The organism is Streptomyces albidoflavus (assembly GCF_000719955.1).
GTDB lineage: Bacteria > Actinomycetota > Actinomycetes > Streptomycetales > Streptomycetaceae > Streptomyces > Streptomyces albidoflavus.
In genome coordinates this window covers 54,704-77,975 of sequence record NZ_JOII01000019.1, presented here as the reverse complement: position 1 = coordinate 77,975, position 23,272 = coordinate 54,704, and the positions used below count along the sequence as shown (strand labels likewise).

The 23,272-nt window shown below is 73.0% G+C and carries 19 protein-coding genes; 17 read left to right on the top strand and 2 right to left on the bottom strand.

From position 1 onward, the window contains the following. The first annotated feature begins 141 nt into the window (after positions 1-141). Positions 142-1,560, top strand: a complete 1,419-nt coding sequence (locus IF45_RS0120050) for a sugar porter family MFS transporter (RefSeq protein WP_008417049.1) — start codon at positions 142-144, stop codon at positions 1,558-1,560. A gap of 804 nt (positions 1,561-2,364) precedes the next feature. Beyond that, positions 2,365-3,579, top strand: a complete 1,215-nt coding sequence (gene ftsY, locus IF45_RS0120045) for a signal recognition particle-docking protein FtsY (RefSeq protein WP_030308737.1) — start codon at positions 2,365-2,367, stop codon at positions 3,577-3,579. A 133-nt stretch (positions 3,580-3,712) separates the two neighbouring features. On the opposite strand, the gene IF45_RS0120040 is transcribed toward ftsY, so the two are convergent. Continuing rightward, complete coding sequence (locus IF45_RS0120040) at positions 3,713-4,378, bottom strand: bifunctional DNA primase/polymerase (RefSeq protein ID WP_003951113.1); 666 nt, start codon at positions 4,376-4,378, stop codon at positions 3,713-3,715. 465 nt (positions 4,379-4,843) lie between these two features. Between IF45_RS0120040 and nsdA the strand changes: the two genes are divergently transcribed. The 6 genes from nsdA to ftsH all read left to right on the top strand — a co-directional run bounded on the left by nsdA (position 4,844) and on the right by ftsH (position 15,165). Beyond that, a complete protein-coding gene (gene nsdA / locus IF45_RS33995; protein WP_030768840.1) occupies positions 4,844-6,301 on the top strand; it encodes a transcriptional repressor NsdA in 1,458 nt (485 codons plus the stop codon). 189 nt (positions 6,302-6,490) lie between these two features. Beyond that, the gene (locus IF45_RS0120030; protein ID WP_003951115.1) at positions 6,491-7,768 is read left to right on the top strand and encodes an ammonium transporter; all 1,278 of its coding nucleotides are present in this window, start codon (positions 6,491-6,493) and stop codon (positions 7,766-7,768) included. Then, a complete protein-coding gene (locus IF45_RS0120025; RefSeq protein ID WP_003951116.1) occupies positions 7,765-8,103 on the top strand; it encodes a P-II family nitrogen regulator in 339 nt (112 codons plus the stop codon). Before IF45_RS0120030 ends, IF45_RS0120025 begins: the two co-directional genes overlap by 4 nt. Positions 8,104-8,129: 26 nt before the next feature. Further along, on the top strand, positions 8,130-10,682 hold the full coding sequence (locus tag IF45_RS0120020) for a [protein-PII] uridylyltransferase (RefSeq protein WP_030308735.1): 2,553 nt from the start codon (positions 8,130-8,132) through the stop codon (positions 10,680-10,682). 484 nt (positions 10,683-11,166) lie between these two features. Next, entirely contained in the window at positions 11,167-12,717 is a 1,551-nt protein-coding gene (gene ffh / locus IF45_RS0120015) for a signal recognition particle protein (protein WP_030308733.1), read from the top strand. Positions 12,718-13,224: 507 nt separating this feature from the next. Then, on the top strand, positions 13,225-15,165 hold the full coding sequence (gene ftsH / locus IF45_RS0120010; protein ID WP_030308731.1) for an ATP-dependent zinc metalloprotease FtsH: 1,941 nt from the start codon (positions 13,225-13,227) through the stop codon (positions 15,163-15,165). 258 nt (positions 15,166-15,423) lie between these two features. Here ftsH and IF45_RS0120005 read toward each other — a convergent pair whose 3' ends face one another. Further along, complete coding sequence (locus tag IF45_RS0120005; protein WP_030308729.1) at positions 15,424-16,275, bottom strand: hypothetical protein; 852 nt, start codon at positions 16,273-16,275, stop codon at positions 15,424-15,426. A 601-nt stretch (positions 16,276-16,876) separates the two neighbouring features. Between IF45_RS0120005 and IF45_RS0120000 the strand changes: the two genes are divergently transcribed. The 9 genes from IF45_RS0120000 (at position 16,877) to lepB (IF45_RS0119960) (ending at position 23,190) form a co-directional block, all read left to right on the top strand. Further along, positions 16,877-17,518, top strand: coding sequence for a hypothetical protein (locus IF45_RS0120000; RefSeq protein ID WP_008409397.1), 642 nt, complete (start codon positions 16,877-16,879; stop codon positions 17,516-17,518). Positions 17,519-17,755: 237 nt separating this feature from the next. After that, positions 17,756-18,190: a 30S ribosomal protein S16 gene (gene rpsP / locus IF45_RS0119995; RefSeq protein ID WP_003951122.1), complete on the top strand. Its 435-nt coding sequence runs from the start codon at positions 17,756-17,758 to the stop codon at positions 18,188-18,190. Between the two features lie 2 nt (positions 18,191-18,192). Next, a complete protein-coding gene (locus IF45_RS0119990; protein ID WP_003951123.1) occupies positions 18,193-18,429 on the top strand; it encodes an RNA-binding protein in 237 nt (78 codons plus the stop codon). 163 nt (positions 18,430-18,592) lie between these two features. Further along, a complete protein-coding gene (gene rimM, locus IF45_RS0119985) occupies positions 18,593-19,207 on the top strand; it encodes a ribosome maturation factor RimM (protein WP_008409399.1) in 615 nt (204 codons plus the stop codon). Next, a complete protein-coding gene (gene trmD, locus IF45_RS0119980; RefSeq protein WP_015507031.1) occupies positions 19,207-20,028 on the top strand; it encodes a tRNA (guanosine(37)-N1)-methyltransferase TrmD in 822 nt (273 codons plus the stop codon). Before rimM ends, trmD begins: the two co-directional genes overlap by 1 nt. Positions 20,029-20,160: 132 nt before the next feature. Beyond that, complete coding sequence (gene rplS / locus IF45_RS0119975; protein WP_008409401.1) at positions 20,161-20,511, top strand: 50S ribosomal protein L19; 351 nt, start codon at positions 20,161-20,163, stop codon at positions 20,509-20,511. Between the two features lie 115 nt (positions 20,512-20,626). Further along, entirely contained in the window at positions 20,627-21,322 is a 696-nt protein-coding gene (lepB, locus tag IF45_RS0119970) for a signal peptidase I (protein WP_030308727.1), read from the top strand. Next, positions 21,315-22,421: a signal peptidase I gene (gene lepB / locus IF45_RS34430; RefSeq protein ID WP_030308725.1), complete on the top strand. Its 1,107-nt coding sequence runs from the start codon at positions 21,315-21,317 to the stop codon at positions 22,419-22,421. Before lepB (IF45_RS0119970) ends, lepB (IF45_RS34430) begins: the two co-directional genes overlap by 8 nt. 13 nt (positions 22,422-22,434) lie before the next feature. Further along, positions 22,435-23,190, top strand: coding sequence for a signal peptidase I (gene lepB / locus IF45_RS0119960; protein ID WP_306789806.1), 756 nt, complete (start codon positions 22,435-22,437; stop codon positions 23,188-23,190). Positions 23,191-23,272 lie beyond the last annotated feature (82 nt).

The window sequence follows — 23,272 nt, the reverse complement described above, 5'->3', positions numbered from 1 at the left end:
CCGGCGCGGACTCGAACGGGTGAGCCGACGGCTTCCGGGCAGGCGGTGCCGGGCCGGGTGTGCGCCACTGGAACAGACCGCCGTCCGCCCCAACGTCCGGTTCCCCTAGGCCCGGCAGGACGACGGGGCCGAGGAGGACTTGTGACCAACGACGCCACGCCGCCCCGCTCAGGAGCGAGGGAGGCGCACCCCGAGCACCTCGGGCACGTCATCTTCATCGCGGCGTCCGCGGCGATGGGCGGCTTCCTGTTCGGCTACGACAGCTCCGTCATCAACGGCGCCGTCGAAGCCATCAGGCACCGCTACGAGGTCGGTTCGGCGACGCTCGCCCAGGTCATCGCCATCGCCCTGATCGGCTGCGCCATCGGCGCCGCCGTCGCGGGACGCATCGCCGACCGCATCGGCCGTATCAACTGCATGCGGATCGCCTCGGTCCTCTTCACCGCCAGCGCCATCGGCTCCGCCCTGCCCTTCGCCCTCTGGGACCTGGCGATGTGGCGCTGCATCGGCGGCTTCGCCATCGGCATGGCCTCCGTCATCGGCCCCGCCTACATCGCCGAGGTCGCCCCGCCCGCCTACCGCGGCCGGCTCGGCTCCTTCCAGCAGGCCGCCATCGTCATCGGCATCGCCGTCTCCCAGCTCGTCAACTACGGCATCCTCACCGCCGCCGACGGCGACCAGCGCGGCAAGCTCCTGGGCCTGGAGGCCTGGCAGCTGATGCTCGGTGTCATGGTCATCCCCGCCGTCCTCTACGGGATGCTCTCCTTCGTGATCCCCGAGTCGCCGCGCTACCTCATCTCGGTGGGCCGCAAGGACAAGGCCCGCAAGGTGCTGGCCGAGGTCGAGGGCTCCGAGGTCGACCTGGACGCCCGGGTCGCGGAGATCGACGAGAAGATGCGGCGCGAGCACAAGCCGTCGTTCAAGGACCTGCTGGGCGGACGGTTCTGGTTCCTGCCGATCGTCTGGGTCGGCATCGGACTGTCGATGTTCCAGCAGCTGGTCGGCATCAACGTGGCGTTCTACTACTCCACGACCCTCTGGCAGTCCGTCGGTATCGACCCCGAGGGCTCGTTCTTCTACTCCTTCACGACCTCGATCATCAACATCATCGGTACCGTCATCGCGATGATCTTCGTCGACCGGATCGGCCGCCGGCCGCTGGCCCTCATCGGCTCCTGCGGTATGGCGGTCGCCCTGGCCGTCGAGGCGTGGGCCTTCTCCGCGCCGCTGGTCGACGGCAAGCTGCCCAGCACCGAAGGCACCACCGCGCTGATCGCCGCCCACGTCTTCGTGCTCTTCTTCGCGCTGTCCTGGGGCGTCGTCGTCTGGGTCTTCCTGGGCGAGATGTTCCCGAACCGCATCCGCGCCGCCGCACTCGGCGTGGCCGCCTCCGCCCAGTGGATCGCCAACTGGGCCATCACCGCCAGCTTCCCGAGCCTCGCCGACTGGAACCTCTCGGGCACCTACGTGATCTACGCCTGCTTCGCGGTGCTCTCCATCCCGTTCGTCCTGAAGTTCGTCAAGGAGACGAAGGGCAAGGCACTGGAGGAGATGGGCTGAGGTTTCTTTGGGGCGTGGGCCCCGGCCGCCTCGGCGGCTTGGGGCGGGGGAGTGGATGGGGCGTCTTCGCTTTCGGGCGGGGCGTCCCGTTTCGTTGCGGGGAGGGGCGTCAATAGGGAGCGGGGCGGGTCACTCGACAGGGAGTGCGCGGGGCAGTGGGGAGTGGGGGTGCGCGGCGGGCGCGGGGCGCGCTCCGTACGGTGCGGCGGGGGCTGCGGCGCGGGGCGCGTTCGTGCAGGTGGCGCGCTACGTACGGGGCGGGCGCGGTGCGGGGCCTGCGGCGCGGCGTACGGGGCGCGCGGCGTGACGTTGCGGGGGTGCGCGATAGGGCTAGGGCGGTGGTCAACCTGCTGAGGGCTTGCTCACCTGATGGGGAGTGTGCGGCAGGAGGCGGCGCCGGGCGGGCGGATGCGGGCAACGGGCGCCGCCGGGTTGGGCGCGGGGCGCGCTCCGTACGGTGCGGCGGGGGAGGGGGCACGGGGTGCGTTTGCGCAGGTGGCGCGCGGCGGACGGGGCGGGCGCGGTGCGGGGCCTGCGGCGCGGCGTACGGGGCGCGCGACGTACGGGGCAGACACAGCGTCCCTCGGCGTCGAGGCCGACCGGTACGTGCAGCGTACGGAGCCACGCGCCCCACGCAACGCCGTACCAAGCCCGCCTCCACGGCGCCCCACAGTCCGCCCCGTCCGCACCCGCCCCGTACGCCGCGCACCACCTGCACAAACGCGCCCCAGGCAGCGCCCCACCCCGCCCCACCTCTCGCCGCTCCCTCTCCCCGCCACCCCCATGGCTGATACTGGACGGGTTATGGAAATCGTCATCCTTGCTGTAGTCATCGCCGTGGTTCTGGTCGGTGCGGTCAGCGGGCTCGTGGTCGGCGGCCGCAGGAAGAAGCAGCTGCCGCCCGCCGAGCGCCCGAGCGCCACCCCGACCATCACCACCCCCCCGGCCGAGCCGCGTGTCGGCGACGAGGCCGAGACGCCGCGCGACGAGTCGCGCCGCACCATCGAGGAGGTGGATCTTCCGGCCGCCGAGGCCCCCGAGGCCCCGCCGGCCGAAGCCGAGCCCGCACCAGCCGCCCCCGAGGTGGAGGTGCCCGAGCCGACCGAGGGGCGCCTGGTCCGGCTGCGGGCCCGCCTGGCCCGTTCGCAGAACGCGCTGGGCAAGGGGCTGCTCACCCTGCTCTCCCGGGAGCACCTGGACGAGGACACCTGGGAGGAGATCGAGGACACCCTCCTCACCGCCGACGTCGGCGTCGTCCCCACCCAGGAACTGGTCGAGCGGCTCCGTGAGCGCGTCCGGGTCCTCGGCACCCGCACCCCGCAGGAGCTGCGCACCCTGCTCCGTGAGGAGCTCCTGAAGCTCGTCGCCACCGACGCCCCGCGCGCCGTGAAGACGGACAACGGCCTGGAGACGCCCGCCGTCGTCATGGTCGTCGGCGTCAACGGCACCGGGAAGACCACCACCACCGGCAAGCTGGCCCGGGTCCTGGTCGCCGACGGCAAGTCGGTCGTGCTGGGCGCCGCGGACACCTTCCGCGCGGCCGCCGCCGACCAGCTCCAGACCTGGGGCGAGCGGGTCGGGGCGCGCACCGTGCGCGGCCCCGAGGGCGGCGACCCCGCCTCCATCGCCTTCGACGCGGTCAAGGAGGGCATCGCCGAGCACGCCGACGTCGTCCTCATCGACACCGCGGGCCGGCTGCACACCAAGGCCGGGCTGATGGACGAGCTCGGCAAGGTCAAGCGCGTCGTCGAGAAGCAGGCCCCGCTCGACGAGGTGCTCCTGGTCCTCGACGCCACCACCGGCCAGAACGGCCTGGTCCAGGCGCGGGTCTTCGCCGAGGTCGTGAACATCACCGGCATCGTGCTGACCAAGCTCGACGGCACCGCCAAGGGCGGCATCGTCGTGGCGGTCCAGCGCGAGCTGGGCGTCCCGGTCAAGCTGATCGGTCTGGGCGAGGGGCCCGACGACCTCGCCCCGTTCGACCCGGAGGCGTTCGTCGACGCCCTGATCGGCGACTGACCGCCCCCGCACGGCCCGCCCGGCCGCCCCGTGACCACGGCGGCGGCACCGGCCGGGCGCGCCCCGCGCACCAAGGAGCCCCGTACCGGCATCGCGCCCGGTACGGGGCTCCTCGGCGTACGGGGCGCGCCCGCTACGCGTAGGCCGGGGTCCGGGTCCGGTGGGTCACGTAGGCCAGTGTCCCCAGCAGCAGCCGGGCCTCGGGGGGCCGGCCCGCCGAGGCGGCGCCGGGGGAGCGGAGCCAGCGGACGGGGCCGAGGCCGGCCCGGTCGGAGGGCGGCGCGGTGATGTACGTACCGGGGCCCAGGGGGCGCAGGTCGAGGCCGGCGTCGTCCCAGCCCATCCGGTAGAGCAGGCCCGGCAGGGCGCGGGCGGAGCCGGGGGCGACGAAGAACTGGGCGCGCCCCTCGGGGGTGACCGCGACGGGGCCCAGCGGCAGTCCCATGCGCTCCAGGCGGACGAGGGCGCGCCGGCCCGCGCGTTCCGCGACGTCGAGGATGTCGAAGGCGACGCCGACGGGGAGCATCATCGCCGCCCCGCCGTACGGGGCCCAGAGACGGGCCGCGTGGTCCGCCGCGGTGCCCGCCGCGACGCGCCGTCCCCGGTCGAGGGGGTGGGCGCCGGGCGCGGCGCAGCGTCGCGTGCCGCAGGAGCAGCCGTCCGCCGTGGCGCGGGCGCCGGGCACCACGTCCCAGCCCCAGCGGCCGCTCAGTTCAGCCAGCGCCAGGCGGTCCGCGGTGCGTCCGCGTCGCCGGATGCCGGACCGGATGTCCCGGATACCGCCGATCGTGAAACCCATGCCCCCTCCAACGGGTCCGCGCAGTGCCGGTTACGTGACGGAGTCGCACGGTCACGGGGAGCACCCCCGATCGGGGGGTGGTGTGCGGGGTGACGTTCCGCGATGCTGGGGGTGGTGCGCGGCGCGTCGCGCGCCCCCTGGTGCGTCTCCACTCCTGTTTCAGCCGCTCGAGTCCAGTCAAGCGCGCGTGACGGGGCGGCAGTTCGGAAAGGGGGGTGGCGAATGGTGGCGTTTCCCCGAGTCCGGCCCCCGCGGAGGTGAGCGGGGCGTTACTTTCGGTACACAAGCTCACGCGTTCGTGTACGCGTGGGCGTGCCGCAGCCGCTTCGGCCGCACGTTCGAAGGGTGACGCCGCTCCAGGAGGCGTCGCCGCGCGGCACTCAGCTGGTGCCCGGCGCTTCCACCCGCCGGGCGGTGCGAGGAGACGGGGGCGTTCCGGTGAACGGCGACGACGACATCAACGCGATGCACGCGGAGAAGCGTCCGAACGAGCTGCTCAGCTCCTGGTTCCTGCGCAGCGGCTGGTCCAAGGGAGAGCTGGCCCGCCAGGTCAACCGCCGCGCCCGCCAGCTCGGCGCCGCCCACGTCTCCACCGACACCTCCCGGGTGCGCCGCTGGCTCGACGGCGAGCAGCCGCGCGAACCCATCCCGCGCATCCTCTCCGACCTCTTCTCCGAGCGGTTCGGCTGCGTCGTCGCCGTCGAGGGCCTGGGGCTGCGCCCCCAGCACCAGACCCCCTCCGCCGCCGGGGTCGACCTGCCGTGGACCGGACCGCAGACGATCGCGCACCTCAGCGAGTTCTCCCGCAGCGACCTGATGCTCGCCCGCCGGGGCTTCCTCGGCACCTCCCTCACCGTCGCCGCCGGCGCCTCCCTCATCGAGCCGATGCAGCGCTGGCTGGTCCCCACCCCGCAGACCTCGCTCACCACCGACGGCCCCCAGCGCGTCGCCGAACGCCGCCGCGGCCCCCGCCTCTCCTCCCCCGAACTGGAGCTGCTGGAGTCCACCATCGACATGTTCCGCCGCTGGGACGCCCAGTGCGGCGGCGGGCTCCGGCGCAAGGCGGTTGTCGGCCAGCTCCACGAGGTCACCGAACTGCTCCAGGAACCCCACCCCGCCGAGACCACCCGCCGGCTCTACCGCGTCGCCGCCGAGCTGGCGGAGCTGGCCGGCTGGATGAGCTACGACGTGGGGCTCCAGCCCACCGCCCAGAAGTACTTCGTGCTGGCCCTGCACGCCGCCAAGGAGGCCGACGACAAGCCGCTCGGCTCGTACGTCCTGTCGCACATGAGCCGGCAGATGATCCACCTCGGGCGGCCCGACGACGCGCTGGAACTGGTCCACCTCGCCCAGTACGGCAGCCGGGACTGCGCCGGTCCCCGGACCCAGGCCATGCTGTATGCGATGGAGGCCCGCGCCCACGCCGCGCTCGGCAATCCCGGCAAGTGCAAGCGGGCCGCCCGGATGGCCGAGGCGACCTTCGCCGAGCTCGAGGACGCCACCGGTCCCGAGCCCAGCTGGATCAGGTTCTTCACCGAGGCCGAGCTCAGCAGCGAGAACGCCCACTCCTACCGGGACCTCGCCTACGCCGCCGGCGGCAGCACCCTCTACGCCAACCTCTCCGCGCAGGGCATGCGCCAGGCCGTCGACCTCTTCCGCGAGGACAGCCTCTACCAGCGTTCGTACGCACTGAACCTCATCGGCATGGCCTCCGTGCACCTGCTCCGCGACGAGCTGGCCGACTCCGCCGTCTGCGCCGAGGAGGCCGCGCACCTCGCGGCGAAGGTCCGCTCCGAGCGGGTCAACACCCGGCTCCGCAAGACCGTGGACCGGGCCCTGCGCCAGTACCCCGGGCGCAGCGAGACCGACGCCCTCGCCGAGCTGCTCGCCAGCCACCTGCCCGAGGCCGCCCAGGCCGTCTGACCCGTCCCGCCCGGTCCCCGGCCGTGGCGGCACGTTCATGCACGCGTAACACGGCGGACGGCTTCGTCACTGCCGTGAAACAACGAGGCGCATCGGCCGAAACCGCACTGCGTCAGTCTCCTCAGCACAGTCGGCCCGACGTTCCAGGCATCCGCAAGGGCCGTTCCGATCTGCAAGGAGACACTGGCCTTGAACGGTGCAGATACCGCATTCGTACTGATCAGTGCCGCGCTCGTCATGTTGATGACGCCCGGCCTGGCCTTCTTCTACGGCGGCATGGTGCGGGTCAAGAGCGCCCTCAACATGCTCATGATGTCGCTGATCTCGATGGGCATCGTCGCCATCCTGTGGGTGCTCTACGGGTACTCGCTGACCTTCGGCGGCGACATCGGCGGCGGCCTCCTCGGCAACTTCGACCACATCGGCCTCAAGGGCATCGACCCCACCACCCTCACCGGCGGTGACGAGGGCATTCCGGTCATCGCCTTCGCCCTCTTCCAGCTGATGTTCGCCACCCTCACGCCCGCCCTGATGAGCGGCGCCCTGGCGGACCGCGTGAAGTTCAGCGCCTGGGCCCTGTTCATCGCCCTGTGGGTCACCGTGGTGTACTTCCCGGTCGCCCACTGGGTCTGGCAGGAGGACGGCTGGCTCTACCAGCTCGACGTGATCGACTTCGCGGGCGGTACGGCGGTCCACATCAACGCCGGTGTCGGCGCGCTGGCCGCCGTCCTCGTGGTCGGCAAGCGCATCGGCTTCAAGAAGGACCCGATGCGGCCGCACAACCTGCCGCTGGTCGTCCTCGGCGCCGCGCTGCTGTGGTTCGGCTGGTTCGGCTTCAACGCCGGCTCCGCCCTCGCCGCCGACGGCACCGCCGCCAACATGGCCTTCAACACGCAGGTCGCCACCGGCGCCGCGATGCTCGGCTGGCTGATCTACGAGCGCATCCGGCACGGCGCGTTCACCACGCTCGGCGCCGCCTCCGGCGCCATCGCCGGCCTCGTCGCCATCACCCCCTCCGGCGCCCACGTCAACGCCTTCGGCGCCATCCTCATCGGCCTCGTCGCCGGCGCCCTCTGCTCCTGGGCCGTCAGCCTCAAGTACAAGCTCGGCTACGACGACTCGCTGGACGTCGTCGGCGTCCACCTGGTCGGCGGTGTCATCGGCACCCTGCTCGTCGGCGTCCTCGCCGTCGACGGCGTCGGCGGCCTCGGCCAGCTCGGCAAGCAGGCCATCGGCGCCTTCGCCACCATGGCCTTCTCCTTCGTCGTCTCCTGGCTGCTCGCCAAGTTCGTCGACGTGACGATCGGCTTCCGGGCCCCCGAGGAGGACGAGGTCGGCGGCGTCGACCAGGCCTACCACGCGGAGAGCGCCTACGACTTCACCGCCGTCGGGGCCTCCCTGACCAGCGGTAACCTCCCCAAGGCCGACGCTGCCCCGGCCGCTCCGAACTCGAAGGTGGACGCATGAAGCTCATCACCGCGGTCGTCAAGCCGCACCGGCTCGACGAGATCAAGGACGCCCTCCAGGCCTTCGGCGTCCACGGACTGACGGTCACCGAGGCCAGCGGCTACGGCCGGCAGCGTGGCCACACCGAGGTCTACCGCGGCGCCGAGTACACCGTCGACCTGGTCCCCAAGATCCGCATCGAGGTCCTGGTCGAGGACGACGACGCCGAACAGCTCATCGAGGTCGTCGTCAAGGCCGCCCGCACCGGCAAGATCGGTGACGGCAAGGTCTGGAGCCTGCCCGTGGACACCGCGGTCCGGGTCCGCACCGGCGAGCGCGGACCCGACGCGCTCTGACCACACACGAGGAACGGAGTCGCCGGGTGACGAGCACCGACGTGAGTACGGCAGCGGAAGACTCGGGACCCGGCGGTTACGCGGCGGCCCGGCTGAGCCTCCTCCAGCAGGAGGCCCGGCCCGGGCCGTCGCGCCGCAAGGCCCTCTCCGCCCTGACCGACGACTGGCTGAACGGCCTGTTCACCGCCGCCGCGGGCGGCCTGCGCGGCGTCGCCCTGGTCGCCGTCGGCGGCTACGGCCGCGGGGAACTCTCCCCCCGCAGCGACCTCGACCTCCTGCTGCTGCACGACGGCAGCGCCCCGGCCGCCGACATCGCCCGGCTCGCCGACCGCATCTGGTACCCGGTCTGGGACCTCGGCCTCGACCTCGACCACTCCGTCCGCACCCTGGGCGAGGCCCGCAGGACCGCCGCCGACGACCTCAAGGCGCAGCTCGGCCTCCTCGACGCCCGCCACCTCGCCGGCGACCTCGGCACCACCGCCGCCCTGCGCACCACGGTCCTCGCCGACTGGCGCAACCAGGCCCCCAAGCGCCTCCCGCACCTGCGCGAACTCTGCGAGGAACGCGCCGAACGCGCGGGCGAACTCCAGTACCTTCTGGAACCCGACCTCAAGGAGGCCCGCGGCGGCCTCCGCGACGCCACCGCGCTGCGCGCCGTCGCCGCCTCCTGGCTCGCCGACGCGCCCCGCGAGGGCCTCGACGACGCCCGCCGCCGCCTCCTCGACGTCCGCGACGCCCTCCACCTCACCACCGGGCGCTCCACTGACCGCCTCGCCCTCCAGGAACAAGACCAGGTCGCCGCCGCCCTCGGCCTTCTCGACGCCGACACCCTCCTGCGCCAGGTCTACGAGTCGGCCCGCACCCTCTCCTACGCCGCCGACGTCACCTGGCGCGAGGTGGGCCGCGTCCTGCGCTCCCGCTCGGTACGGCCCCGGCTGCGCGCCATGCTCCCCGGCAAGCCCCCCGTCGACCGCAGCCCGCTCGCCGAGGGCGTCGTCGAGCAGGACGGCGAGGTCGGCCTCGCCCGCGCCGCCCGCCCCGAACGCGACCCCGTCCTGCCGCTGCGCGCCGCCGCCGCGGCCGCCCAGGCCGGGCTGCCGCTCTCCCTGCACACGGTGCGCCGCCTCGCCGCCACCACCCGGCCGCTGCCCACGCCCTGGCCCGCCGAGGCCCGCGACCAGCTCGTCACCCTGCTGGGCGCCGGGCGCTCCACCGTGCCCGTCTGGGAGGCGCTGGAGGCCGAGGGGCTCATCACCCGGCTCCTGCCCGACTGGGAACGCGTCCGCTGCCGGCCGCAGCGCAACGCCGTCCACACCTGGACCGTCGACCGGCACCTGGTCGAGACCGCCGTCCGCGCCGCCTCCCTGACCCGCCGCGTCAGCCGCCCCGACCTGCTCCTGGTCGCCGCCCTGCTGCACGACATCGGCAAGGGGTGGCCCGGCGACCACTCGGTGGCCGGGGAGATCATCACCCGCGACGTCGCGGGGCGGCTCGGCTTCGACCGGCACGACACCGCCGTCCTCGCCGCCCTCGTCAGGCACCACCTGCTGCTGGTGGAGACCGCCACCCGGCGGGATCTCGACGACCCCGTCACGGTGCGCTCCGTCGCCGACGCCGTCGGCAGCCAGACGACCCTGGAACTCCTGCACGCCCTCACCGAGGCCGACGCCCTCGCCACCGGCCCCGCCGCCTGGTCCGCCTGGCGCGACTCGCTCGTCACCGACCTCGTCGGCCGCGTCGGCGCGGTCCTGGCGGGGGAGGAGCCCGAGGAGCCGGCCGTACCGGCGCCCACCGCCGAGCAGGAACGGCTCGCCGTCGAGGCCTACCGCACCCGTGGCCCGGTCCTCGCCCTCCACGCCCGCGCGGAGACGCTCAACCGCGACGGGGCGGAGGACGGGGCGGACGACGCCGCGGACGGGGCGGACACCGGGCAGGAACCGCTCGGCGTCGAACTCGTCCTTGCCCTCCCCGCCCGCCCCGCGCAGGGCGCCCGGGAGAGCTACGCGATGGGCGTGCTGCCCGCCGTCGCCGGGGTGCTCGCCCTGCACCGCCTGACGGTGCGCACGGCGGAGCTGAGCGGCGTCAGCCTGCCGCGCGGCCTCGACGGCGCCCCCCGGTCCGCCCCCGCCGCGGCCGCCGACGACCCGGCCGGCGTCCTGCTGCTCAACTGGCGCGTCGCCGCCGAGTACGGCTCCCTCCCGCAGGCGGCCCGGCTCCGCGCCGACCTGGTCCGCGCCCTCGACGGCTCGCTCGACATCCGCGCCCGCCTCGCCGAACGCGACGCCGCCTACCCGCGCCGCCGCGGCATCACCGCCCCGCCGCCCCGGGTCCGCGTCGCCCCCGCCGCCTCCCACCACGCCACCGTCATCGAGGTACGCGCCCAGGACGCCCCGGGCCTCCTCCACCGCATCGGCCAGGCCCTGGAGGGCGACGGGCTCCGCGTGCGCAGTGCTCATGTCAGCACGCTGGGGGCCAATGCGGTGGACGCGTTCTACGTCACCGATGCGGGAGGGAGGCCGCTGGGGGAGGAGGAGGCGGCTCGGGTGGCGAAGGGGGTGGAGGAGGCGTTGCGGGGGTGAGGTGAGGAGCCCGACGGTTCGGGGCCGAGCGGGGCTTCGGGGCGCGCACCGTGCGGTGCGGTAAGGCATGCTGCGCGACGTGGGGGCTTACGTGGGGCGCCTGGGCCTCGGTGAGGGCTCAGGTTCGGGGGTGGCGGGGCTGGGCGGCCGGGGCGGGGGCCGGGCCTGCGCCGCGCGCCCCGTACGGGGCGCGGTAAGGCATGCTGCGCAGCGGCGAGGATTACGGCGCCGCTCCGTACGGCGGGGCGCGCCTGGCCCGGGCCGTCTCGCCCCGCCCCGTACCGCGCGAGTACGGTGCGCTGCGCGGCGCCGCCGCTTACCGCGCCGCGTGCCCCGCGGTGGCTCCGCGCGGGTCGCTCCGCGCGTCGCACCGGGCTGTGCCCCGCCCCGTACCGCCTCAGGCGGTGGGACGGCCCACTTGCCGGGGCGGATACCCTGTACAACGACCCACCCTGCCCCCGACTCCCGAGGACCGACGAGCGCCGTGTTCGACACCCTCTCCGATCGCCTTGCAGCGACATTCAAGAGCCTCCGCGGCAAGGGGCGCCTGTCCGAGGCGGACATCGACGCCACCGCACGCGAGATCCGCATCGCACTCCTGGAAGCGGACGTCGCGCTGCCCGTGGTGCGCGCCTTCATCAAGCAGGTCAAGGAGCGGGCCCTCGGTGAAGAGGTCTCCAAGGCGCTGAACCCGGCGCAGCAGATCATCAAGATCGTCAACGAGGAGCTGGTCGGCATCCTCGGTGGCGAGACGCGCCGCCTGCGCTTCGCCAAGCAGCCGCCCACCGTGATCATGCTCGCGGGCCTCCAGGGTGCCGGTAAGACGACGCTCGCCGGAAAGCTCGGCAAGTGGCTCCAGGGCCAGGGGCACACCCCCCTCCTCGTCGCGGCCGACCTCCAGCGCCCCAACGCCGTCAACCAGCTCTCGGTCGTCGCCGAGCGCGCCGGCGTCGGCATCTTCGCCCCCGAGCCGGGCAACGGCGTGGGCGACCCGGTCCAGGTCGCCAAGGACTCCATCGCCCACGCGCGCACCAAGCAGTACGACGTGGTCGTGGTCGACACCGCCGGCCGCCTCGGTATCGACCAGGAGCTGATGCAGCAGGCCGCGGACATCCGCGACGCCGTCCAGCCCGACGAGGTCCTCTTCGTCGTCGACGCCATGATCGGCCAGGACGCGGTCAACACCGCCGAGGCCTTCCGCGACGGCGTCGGCTTCGACGGCGTGGTGCTCTCCAAGCTCGACGGCGACGCCCGCGGTGGAGCCGCGCTCTCCATCGCGCACGTCACCGGCAAGCAGATCATGTTCGCCTCCAACGGCGAGAAGCTCGAGGACTTCGACGCGTTCCATCCGGACCGCATGGCCTCCCGCATTCTCGACATGGGCGACATGCTCACCCTGATCGAGCAGGCCGAGAAGACCTTCAGCCAGCAAGAGGCCGAAGACATGGCCCGCAAGCTCCAGAAGGGACCCAAGGAGTTCACGCTCGACGACTTCCTGGCCCAGATGGAGCAGGTTAGGAGGATGGGCTCGATCTCGAAGCTGCTCGGCATGCTGCCGGGCATGGGGCAGATCAAGGACCAGATCAGCAACCTCGACGAGCGGGACGTCGACCGCACCGCCGCCATCATCAAGTCGATGACGCCGGGCGAGCGCGCCGAACCCACGATCATCAACGGCTCCCGCCGCGCCCGCATCGCCAAGGGCTCCGGTGTCGACGTCAGCGCCGTCAAGAGCCTGGTGGAGCGCTTCTTCGAGGCGCGGAAGATGATGTCCCGCATGGCCCAGGGCGGCGGCATGCCCGGGATGCCGGGCATGCCCGGCTCGGGTGGTGGCCCCGGCCGTCAGAAGAAGAAGCAGAAGCAGGCCAAGGGCAAGCGCAAGAGTGGCAACCCGATGAAGCGCAAGGCCGAGGAAGAGGCCGCGGCGGCCCGCCGCGAGCAGGGTGCCCAGGAAGGCAGCCCGTTCGGCCTCCCCGGCGGCCAGCCCGGCAAGGACTTCGAGCTGCCGGACGAGTTCAAGAAGTTCATGGGCTGAGGCAGTACCCGCCTCGATCTGACGATCGGGAGCGGGGCGAGGAGGGGCGTACGTCTTCGGGCGTGCGCCCCTTTCGTGTGTGCGGGGCGGTGCGCGGGGGTCTCGCCGGGGGGGGCGTCGGGGTGGCTGCGTGGTGGCGTGCGGCGCGGTCCGGCGAGGCTCCGTCGACGGCGCGTTACTGGGCGGGCGACCTGCGACGATGCGGGCGGGCGGACCGCTCCGTACGGGGCCTGCGGCGCGGGCGGCGCAGCGGCCCCGCCGTGGCGCGGCGGGCGCGGTGCCCCGCACGGGGCGTGCGCGCTCCGGCCGCGCGCCCCGCAGGGCTGCGCGGCACCGCCGTCCGCGCACCTCGGCCCGCCCCGCCCGCACCGGCGCAGGTCGCCCGCCCCGCGACGACGCTCCACCGCCCGCCCTCCGAGGATCACCCGCCTGACAGGCCCCTCGCGCAATGGGGTGATAAGCGCACTAATGTCGGCCGCATCCGGCGTCGGCGTGAAGGAGATGCGAGTGACCAGCCCCGTCCCGCCGCGCGACCGCACCGACAAACCCTGGCGCTCGGAGGGGGCACCGGAGCCGGACCAGCCCAAGAAACGCGGCCGCATGCCCGGCGGCTGGTGGCGGCTTCTCATCACCGCCCTGCTGGTCTTCGTCATCGCCAACCTGGTGCTCTCCTTCTTCGACCAGAGCGACGACACGACGATCTCGTACACCGAGTTCAGCCGGCAGGTTGACGACAACAACGTCGCCAAGATCTACGCCAAGGGCGACGCCATCCAGGGCGAACTGAAGAAGGCCCAGCCACGCCCCGACGACAACGGCGCGGACGACGGCGACGGCGACTACAAGACCTTCACCACGCAGCGCCCCGAGTTCGCCGACGACGGCCTCTGGGCCGAGCTGGAACGGAACAAGGTCACGGTCACGGCGGAGCCCGTCGTCGCCGAACGGAGCCTCCTCTCCAATCTCCTGATCTCGCTGGCGCCGATACTGCTCCTCGTCGCGCTCTGGGTGTTCATCGCGCGCCGCATGAGCGCCGGCCTCGGCGGGGGAGGGGGCATGCTCGGCCGCAAGCCGCCGCCCAAACCCGTGGAACTGGAAGAGGGTCGGCGGACCACCTTCGCCGACGTCGCCGGGATCGACGAGGTCGAGGGCGAGCTCAACGACATCGTCGACTTCCTCAAACACCCCGAGGCCTACCGTGCCATGGGCGCCAAGATGCCCCGCGGCGTCCTGCTCACCGGTCCGCCCGGTACGGGCAAGACGCTGCTGGCCCGCGCCGTCGCTGGGGAGGCCGACGTGCCGTTCTTCTCGGCCTCGGCCTCAGAGTTCATCGAGATGATCGTCGGCGTCGGCGCGGGGCGCGTCCGCGAACTCTTCGCCGAGGCCCGCAAGGTGGCACCGTCGATCATCTTCATCGACGAGATCGACACCATCGGTCGTGCGCGAGGCGGCGGCTCGGGCATGGGCGGCCACGACGAACGCGAGCAGACCCTCAACCAGATCCTCACCGAGATGGACGGCTTCTCCGGCTCCGAGGGCGTCATCGTGATAGCCGCCACCAACCGCGCCGACATCCTCGACCCCGCCCTCACCCGCCCCGGCCGCTTCGACCGCGTCGTCGCGGTCAGCCCGCCCGACCGTGGCGGCCGCGAGGCCATCCTGAAGATCCATACGCGCGACATCCCGCTCGCACCCGACGTCGACCTGGCCCAGATCGCCCGCTCCACGCCGGGCATGACCGGCGCCGATCTCGCCAACCTCGCCAACGAGGCGGCCCTCCTCGCGGTGAAACGCCGCCAGAAACGCGTGGACCAGAGCGACCTCTCCAGCGCCCTGGAGAAGGTGCAGCTGGGCGCCGAACGCCCCCTCGTCATGCCCCAGGACGAACGACGCCGCACCGCCTACCACGAGAGCGGCCACGCCCTCCTCGGCATGCTCCAGCCGGGCGCGGACCCCGTCCGCAAGATCACCATCGTCCCGCGCGGCCGCGCCCTCGGCGTCACCCTCTCCACACCCGAGGCCGACAAGTACGCCTACACCGAGGAGTACCTGCGCGGCCGCATCATCGGCGCGCTCGGCGGCATGGCCGCGGAGCAGGTGGTCTTCGGCATGGTCACCACCGGCGCCGAGAACGACCTGGAGCAGGTCACCGGCATGGTGCGCGGCATGGTCGGCCGCTGGGGCATGAGCTCCAAGGTCGGCCGCCTCTCCGCCCTCCCCCAGGACGCCCAGCAGGCGTACGGCCTCTCCGCGGCCCCGGCCACGCTCGACACCATCGACGAGGAGATGCGCCGCATCGTCGAGGAGTGCTACGAGAGCGCCTGCCGCCAGCTCACCGACCACCGTGACCAGCTCGACGCCCTCGCCGCGGCCCTCCTGGAGAACGAGACCCTGGAAGAGGCCGACGCCTACCGCGCGGCGGGCATCCCCCGGCTGCACAAGGGCTAGCCGGACCAGCCACCCGGGCGGAGCCGCGAGGCGCGCGGCGCGAGGGCCCCGTCACGCCGGGGACGCGACGCCCCGCAGAACGGCGCGACACGCGTGCGCCGCGCCCCGCCGACGCCGCGCGCCACGGGGCCGCTACGGGGCGCGCGACCTGCGCGTTCGTCACTCAGTACGGGGCGCGCCGCGCGCCCCGTGGAACGGCGCCGCGGCGCGCACGGCGCGGGCACCGCACCGCCCGTCGCCCACCCCGCCCACCCCCGCTCACACCGACCGCGCCACCAGATACCGGAACACGTTCGGCAACCAGACGCTCCCGTCGGAACCCGTGTACGGATGAAGCGCCTCGCCGAGTTCTTTCGCCACCCGCGCCGTGTCCGTGGCCGCGAGGGCCGCGTCCAGCAGCCCCGTCGACAGCAGGCCGCGCACCGCGCTCTCCTGGTCCGGGTAGCCGAACGGGCAGCTCACCCGCCCCGACCCCTCCAGCCGCAGCCCCGCCGCACTCGCGACGTCCTCCAGGTCGTCACGCCCCGCCGAACGTCCGGCGCCCGGTCCCGCCACAGGCTCCGCCAGCCGCTGCGCAGCCCGCAGCACGCCCGAGGCCGCGCACCGCTCGGGCGGCCCCCACCCCGTGAGCACCACCTGCGTACCGCGCCGCGCCCCGTCCAGCGCCCGCGCCAGCTGTGACCCGAGTGCCGCCCCGTCGCCGGCCGTGCAGCCCAGCGGCCGGAACGACACCACGAGCGAATGCCCCGCGCCCAGCCCCGCCGCGCCCCACGCCTCGTCCCCCAGTACGGGGCCGCCGCCCGACGGGGCGCCCACCGTGCTCCGCAGCCGCCGCTCCGCGTACGCGAGCAGTTCCGGCCGCTCCGTCTCCGCCCCGGCCACCGAGGCGCCGCGCCCCGCCGCGAGCAGCAGCCCCAGCCCCGCGCCGCACCCCAGTTCCAGGACCCGCGCGCCCGGTCCCAGCCCGACCCGGGCGTAGACCGCCTCCTGGAGCGGGACGAGCATCCGTTCCTGGATCTCCGTCCAGTCCCGCGCCCGGGCCGCCGCCCGCAGTCGCGCCGGGTCGGTCTCGTGCCGCGATCCGTGCCGCCGCACCAGCGTCGAAGTCATCGCATGAGCCCCCATCTGCCGAGAGGTTGTGGCCTGTCCGTGTTCCGCCCCCGGTGCCGTGCTCGTGCCCCCGTATGCCAGGGAACGACGCCCGCGGCCCCGCGTCCAGTGGACGCCGCCCCCGTGCTTGCGTGCTCCCCTCGCGCGCCCCCGCACCACCTGGCCGCCCCTGCGGCCGCCGCGCCCCCTCCTGCCTGCGACGCAGTGCGGACGGGACCGCCCCGCACCGGTTCACGCGGGCCGCCGAAGAGCTGTACATCCGTCCGTGGCTGTACGGCCGCGCGCCGGGGACGGCCCGGCGTACGCGGCCCGGTCCGCCCCGCCGCAGGGCCCGGTGCGGGGCGGCGCGAGGCCGCCCGGTACCGTCGACCGCGAGCCGCACGACCCCTGCCCCGCACGCGCCCCGAAGCCGCCCCGCGCCCCCGAGCGCCACCGGTGGCGGACCGGGGGAGCCGATCCGACAGGCCGGGCTACAGGAGGCGGCGTACCCGGGGATACGTACGGGGTTGTGACCGGCTGAGCGACTTCTGTGCAGTTCGGCGCACTCGCTGTCCTCACGACGCATCAGCGGCAACTGACGGGTACGTGCAAAATATTTGGGATGGCCCGGAATAGGAACACGGAGCGGCTTCTGCTCGTTGGGCACGACGTGAGCACGACACCACCTGTTCTCGCCGCAGAGCTGGCACAGGCGTGGGCCGACATTCAGCGGTACCACCCCGAGCTGCCAGATCTTGCCGCGCCCGAGTCCCTGATCGGAGAGTCCTCGTCCGCCTGCGGCGCCGAGCTCTCCTTCGAGCGACTGCTCCATGAAGCAGTCCATGGCATCGCCGCAGCCCGTGGCATTCGCGACACCTCACGGGCCGGCCGGTATCACAACCGCAGATTCCTCGCCGTCGCCGAGGAGCTCGGCCTGGACCACCCCGAGGAGCCGCACCCCAGCAGCGGCTTCTCCCTGGTCGGGCTCAACCCGGAGGCCAAGCGGCGCTACCGCCAGACCGCCGACCGCCTCCACCGCGCCCTCAAGGCCCACTCGGTGGCCACCGCGGGCGACACCGCGCGCAGTTTCCGCGGCCCGGCCGCCCGCCACGGCTCCTCCGGCGGCGGCGTCCGCGTCAAGGCCGTCTGCGACTGCGGACGCAACGTCCGCGTCGTCCCCTCCGTCCTCGCCCAGGCCCCCATCATGTGCGGCGGCTGCGGCAAGCCCTTCCGTATCCCCGAGGCGGTCGCCGTCGCCGGGTGACCGCCTCGGCGCGGCCCGAGCCCCCGGCCTGAGGGTGCCGGGGCGGGGCCGGCCGACGGCGGTCACGGGCGTGGGAGGACGGGCCCGCCCCGTATGGCAGAATGGCAAGCTGTACTCGACAGTCGCACAGGACCCCTCTCTCCTCCGGCTGACGCGTCCATCGGGCACCCCGAGTACCGCAACCCCACGTGGCATCCCGTTGTGCCCACCTCGTCAAGACCAGGAGACACCACTCCCGTGGCAGTCAAGATCAAGCTGAAGCGTCTGGGCAAGATCCGTTCGCCTCACTACCGCATCATCGTCGCCGACTCCCGCACCCGCCGTGACGGCCGTGCGATCGAGGAGATCGGCCTGTACCACCCGGTGCAGAACCCCTCCCGCATCGAGGTCGACTCGGAGCGCGCCCGTTACTGGCTCTCCGTCGGCGCCCAGCCGACCGAGCCGGTTCTCGCGATCCTGAAGCTCACCGGTGACTGGCAGGCGCACAAGGGCCTTCCCGCCCCCGCGCCGCTGCTCCAGCCGGAGCCGAAGGCCGACAAGCGTGCGCTGTTCGACCAGCTCACCAAGGACATCGAGGGCGGCCCGAAGGGCGAGGCCATCACCCAGAAGAAGAAGGCCGACAAGAAGGCGGACGAGGCTGAGGCCCCGGCCGCCGAGTCGACCGAGGCCTGAGCATGCTCGAGGAGGCTCTCGAGCACCTCGTGAAGGGCATCGTCGACAACCCTGACGATGTCCAGGTCGCCGAGCGCAACCTGCGCCGCGGGCGCGTGCTGGAGGTCCGGGTCCACCCCGACGACCTCGGCAAGGTCATCGGCCGTAACGGCCGTACCGCTCGCTCCCTGCGCACCGTCGTGGGAGCCATCGGTGGCCGTGGCATCCGCGTCGACCTCGTCGACGTGGACCAGGTCTGAGCCCTCCGGGGCTCTCGCAGGACACAGGGCCGGGGGCCGGAAGCGGTAGGTACGCTTCCGGCCCCCGCTCCGTTCCGGGCCCGAGCCCGTCCCCGCGGCGCGGGAAGCTCGGGCCCGTTCCCGATCCTCCTCATCGAACGACGAACGACCAGGAGCAGCACAGGTGCAGTTGGTAGTCGCACGGATCGGCCGTGCCCACGGAATCAAGGGCGAGGTCACCGTCGAGGTGCGCACCGATGAGCCGGAGGTCCGCCTCGGGCCCGGCGCCGTACTCGCCACCGATCCCCCCGGGACCGGCCCGCTGACCATCGAGACGGGGCGGGTGCACAGCGGACGGCTGCTGCTGCGCTTCGCCGGGGTGAGCGACCGTACGGGAGCCGAGGCGCTGCGCAACACCCTCCTCATCGCCGAGGTCGACCCCGAGGAGCTCCCGGACGACCCCGAGGAGTTCTACGACCACCAGCTCATGGACCTCGACGTGGTCACCGAGGACGGCGTCGAGGTGGGGCGCATCACGGAGATCTCCCACCTGCCCTCCCAGGACCTCTTCATCGTCGAGCGGCCCGACGGCAGCGAGGTCATGATCCCGTTCGTCGCCGAGATCGTCGCCGAGATCGACCTGGACGAGCAGCGCGCCGTCATCACCCCGCCGCCGGGCCTCATCGACGACCGCGCCGTCGTCGCCTCCGCCCGCGACGCGGAGCAGGACGAGGCGGGCGACGGGGCCCCGGACGACGGTGCCGACGGGGCGCCCGACCAGGCAGGAGAGGCGCGCTGATGCGTCTCGACGCCGTCACGATCTTCCCCGAGTACCTCGACCCGCTGAACGTCTCCCTGGTCGGCAAGGCCCGGCACCGCGGCGTCCTCGACGTCCGCGTCCACGACCTGCGCGACTGGACCTACGACCGCCACAACACGGTCGACGACACCCCCTACGGCGGGGGCCCCGGCATGGTCATGAAGACCGAGCCGTGGGGCGAGGCGCTCGACCAGGTCCTCGCCGACGGGTACGAGGCCGGTGCGCACAGCCCCGCCCTGGTCGTCCCGACGCCCAGCGGCCGGCCCTTCACCCAGGAACTGGCGGTCGAACTCTCCGCCAGCCCCTGGCTGATCTTCACCCCCGCCCGTTACGAGGGCATCGACCGGCGCGTGATGGACGAGTACGCCTCGCGGATACCCGTCCACGAGGTCTCCATCGGCGACTACGTACTGGCCGGAGGCGAGGCCGCCGTGCTGGTCATCACCGAGGCGGTCGCCCGGCTGCTGCCCGGCGTCCTCGGCAACGCCGAGTCGCACCGCGACGACTCCTTCGCGCCCGGTGCCATGGCGGACCTGCTCGAAGGCCCCGTCTACACCAAGCCGCCGTCCTGGCGCGGCCGCGACATCCCGGAGGTGCTGCTCAGCGGCCACCACGGGAAGATCGCGCGGTGGCGCCGCGACGAGGCGTTCCGCCGCACCGCCCGCAACCGCCCCGACCTCATCGAGCGCTGCGACCCCGCCACGCTCGACAAGAAGGACCGCTCGCTCCTCGCCTCCCTGGGCTGGCAGCAGGGTCCGGACGGACGATTTGGGCGCGGGCCCGAAGCCGTGGAAGAATAGCCCGCTGTTGTACGTCCACGAGCGTTCGCCCCTGCCACAGGGGGACCGACGGCGCTCCGGGACGCGGCAGCACTCGCACATCCCTCTCATGTTCCGTTGATGACCTGTGGCATCAGCGAGGAAGCAGACATCATGTCCCACCTGCTCGACTCCGTCGACGCCGCGTCGCTGCGTACCGACGTCCCCGCCTTCCGTCCCGGCGACACGGTCAACGTGCACGTCCGCGTCATCGAGGGCAACCGCTCCCGTGTGCAGCAGTTCAAGGGCGTCGTCATCCGCCGCCAGGGCTCCGGCGTGCGCGAGACCTTCACGGTCCGCAAGGTCTCCTTCTCCGTGGGCGTGGAGCGCACCTTCCCGGTGCACACCCCCATCGTGGAGAAGATCGAGCTGGTCACCCGTGGTGACGTCCGCCGCGCGAAGCTGTACTACCTCCGTGAGCTGCGCGGCAAGGCCGCGAAGATCAAGGAGAAGCGCGACAACTGAGCCCGATGGGCGACGGCCCCGGTGCGCTGAGCCGCGCCGGGCCTCGGCCCAGGAACAGGTCAAGTATCGCTTGCCTGTTCGTGTCCGCCGCGGAGCCGGATAACATCTGGCACCGATGGACACCGAAGCACAGCACCAGGAGCGCGACCGCTCCTCCACCACCGGACCAGGGGACAACCCTGCGGATTCCGGGGCGGAGGAGGGGTCGCGCTCCTCGCTTCTGTCCCGCCTCCCGGGCGGCCGGTTCACCCTGGGACTCGGCGCCTGCGTGGTTCTCGTCCTGCTCTTCAGTGCGTTCGTCCTCCAGCCGTTCCAGATCCCGAGCAGGTCGATGGAGCCGGAGCTGCGCGTCGGGGACCGGATTCTGGTCAACAAGCTGGCCTACCGCTTCGGCGGCGAGCCGCGCCGGGGGGACGTCGTCGTCTTCGACGGGACCGAGTACTTCGGCGACGGCGACTTCGTGAAGCGCGTGGTGGGGACCGGCGGTGACCGCGTCGTCTGCTGCGATGCTAAGGGCCGCCTCGCCGTCAACGGCACCGTGGTCGACGAGCCCTACCTGTACCCCGGCGACGGCGCCTCCTCGGTCCCCTTCGACGTCGTCGTGCCCACGGACCGTCTCTTCCTCCTGGGCGACCACCGCAGCGACTCCAGCGACTCCCGCGACCGGCTGGGCTCACCCGGAGGCGGCATGCTCCCCGTCGAGCAGGTGCTGGGGCGGGCGGAGTGGGTCGGCTGGCCCTTCTCCCGCTGGTCCTCCGTCGGCCACTCCGGCACGCTCGCCCAGCTGCCGGACCGGGGCCGCCATGGGTAGGCGGGGAAAGCCCCGCGGCCGCTCCGGCGCGGACGCCGCGCAGCGCGGTAACGGGTACGCCGCGGCGCCGCCCCCTACCGGCCGCGCCGAACGGCGCAAGCTCGCCCGCAAGGTGCGCCGCCGCAGGCGCCGCTCCGCGCTCCGCGAGATACCCCTGATGATCGTTGTCGCCGTCGGGATCGCGCTCTTCCTGAAGACCTTCCTCATCCAGGCGTTCGTGATCCCCTCCGGATCGATGGAGCAGACCATCCGGATCGGCGACCGCGTCGTCGTCGACAAACTGACCCCCCACTTCGGCTCCCGGCCCCAGCGCGGCGACGTCATCGTCTTCGAGGACCCGGCCGACTGGCTCCACGGCGAGCCGGCCCCGGCCGCCCCCGACGACTCCGCCGTCACCGCCCAGGTGAAACGGGGGCTCGCTGCGATCGGCCTGCTGCCCGCCGACGACCAGCGCAACCTGATCAAGCGGGTCGTCGCGGTCGGCGGCGACACCGTGGTCTGCTGCGACCGCGACGACCGGATCACCGTCAACGGCACGCCCCTGACCGAGCCCTACCTCCACCCCGGCAACAAGCCCTCGTCGCTCCGCTTCACCGTGCGCGTCCCCGAGGACCGGTACTTCGTGCTCGGCGACCACCGGGAGAACTCCGCCGACTCCCGCTACCACCGCGCCGAGGGGTACGGCGGCACGGTGCCCGACGACCACGTGGTGGGCCGCGCCGTGGCCATAGCGTGGCCGGCGGGGCACTGGCGGGGCCTGGAGGCCCGCGAGACGTACGCGGCGGTCCCCGACGCGCCCGGCGCATCGACGGCGGCCGACGGGGCGTCGCATAAGGTGGCGTCCCAGGATCTGAACAGAACGGTCCCCCTCCCGACCCCTGCGGAACTCCCGCTCGTTATGGGAGTGGTGGTCCTGCGCCGGACGAGGCGCGGACAGCGGCACACAGTGAGGAGTCGATGTGGGGGATGTGGCGGTGGGCGCACGATCCGGACGCGAGCCCGAGGGTGGTTCCGGACGCCCCGAGGACGAACCGGCCGAGTACGCCGACGGGTCCGGCGGAGCCGGTCCGGACGACGGCCCCGACGACGGGCGGCGTAAGGGGAAGAGGCGCATCCCCTTCTGGCTGGAGATCCCGTTCCTGATCGTCATCGCGCTGGGACTGGCGCTGCTGATCAAGACGTTCCTGGTCCAGGCGTTCTCGATCCCTTCGGAGTCGATGCAGAACGCCCTCCAGAAGGGCGACCGAGTCCTGGTGGACAAGCTCACCCCGTGGTTCGGCGGTGAGCCGGAGCGCGGCGAGGTGATCGTTTTCCACGACCCGGACGGCTGGCTGGCCAACGAGCCCGTCACCGAGCCCAACTCGGTCCAGCGCTTCCTCAGCTTCATCGGCCTGATGCCCTCCTCGGAGGAGAAGGATCTGATCAAGCGGGTCATCGGCGTCCCGGGCGACACGGTCGAGTGCAACGGCACGGGGCCGCTGAAGGTCAACGGCAAGGCGCTCGACGAGCCGTACGTTTTCCCGGGCAACACCCCGTGCAGTCCCGACGAAGGCGGCGGCACGTTCAAGGTGAAGGTGCCCGACGGTAAATTCTGGGTCATGGGTGACCACCGTCAGTCGTCGCTCGACTCCCGGTACCACCAGAACGACAAGAACGCCGGCATGGTCCCGGCCGACGAGGTCGTCGGGCGCGCCATCGTCGTCGCCTGGCCGCCCACGCGCTGGTCGACGCTGCCGGTGCCGGAGACCTTCGACCAGCCCGGCCTGAACGCCGCACTCGGCGCCACCCCGGGCGTCCTGGGGCTGGCCGGCGCCGTGCCGCTGGTCCTGTGGCGGCGACGGGTTACCGCCCGCCGGACCGACGGGTAGGGTGCCGTCCCAGATCGCCGCTTCCCGCCCCCCGACGCCTGTCGGGACGGCGGGAAGACCAATTCTCCGAGGTGGGGACGGG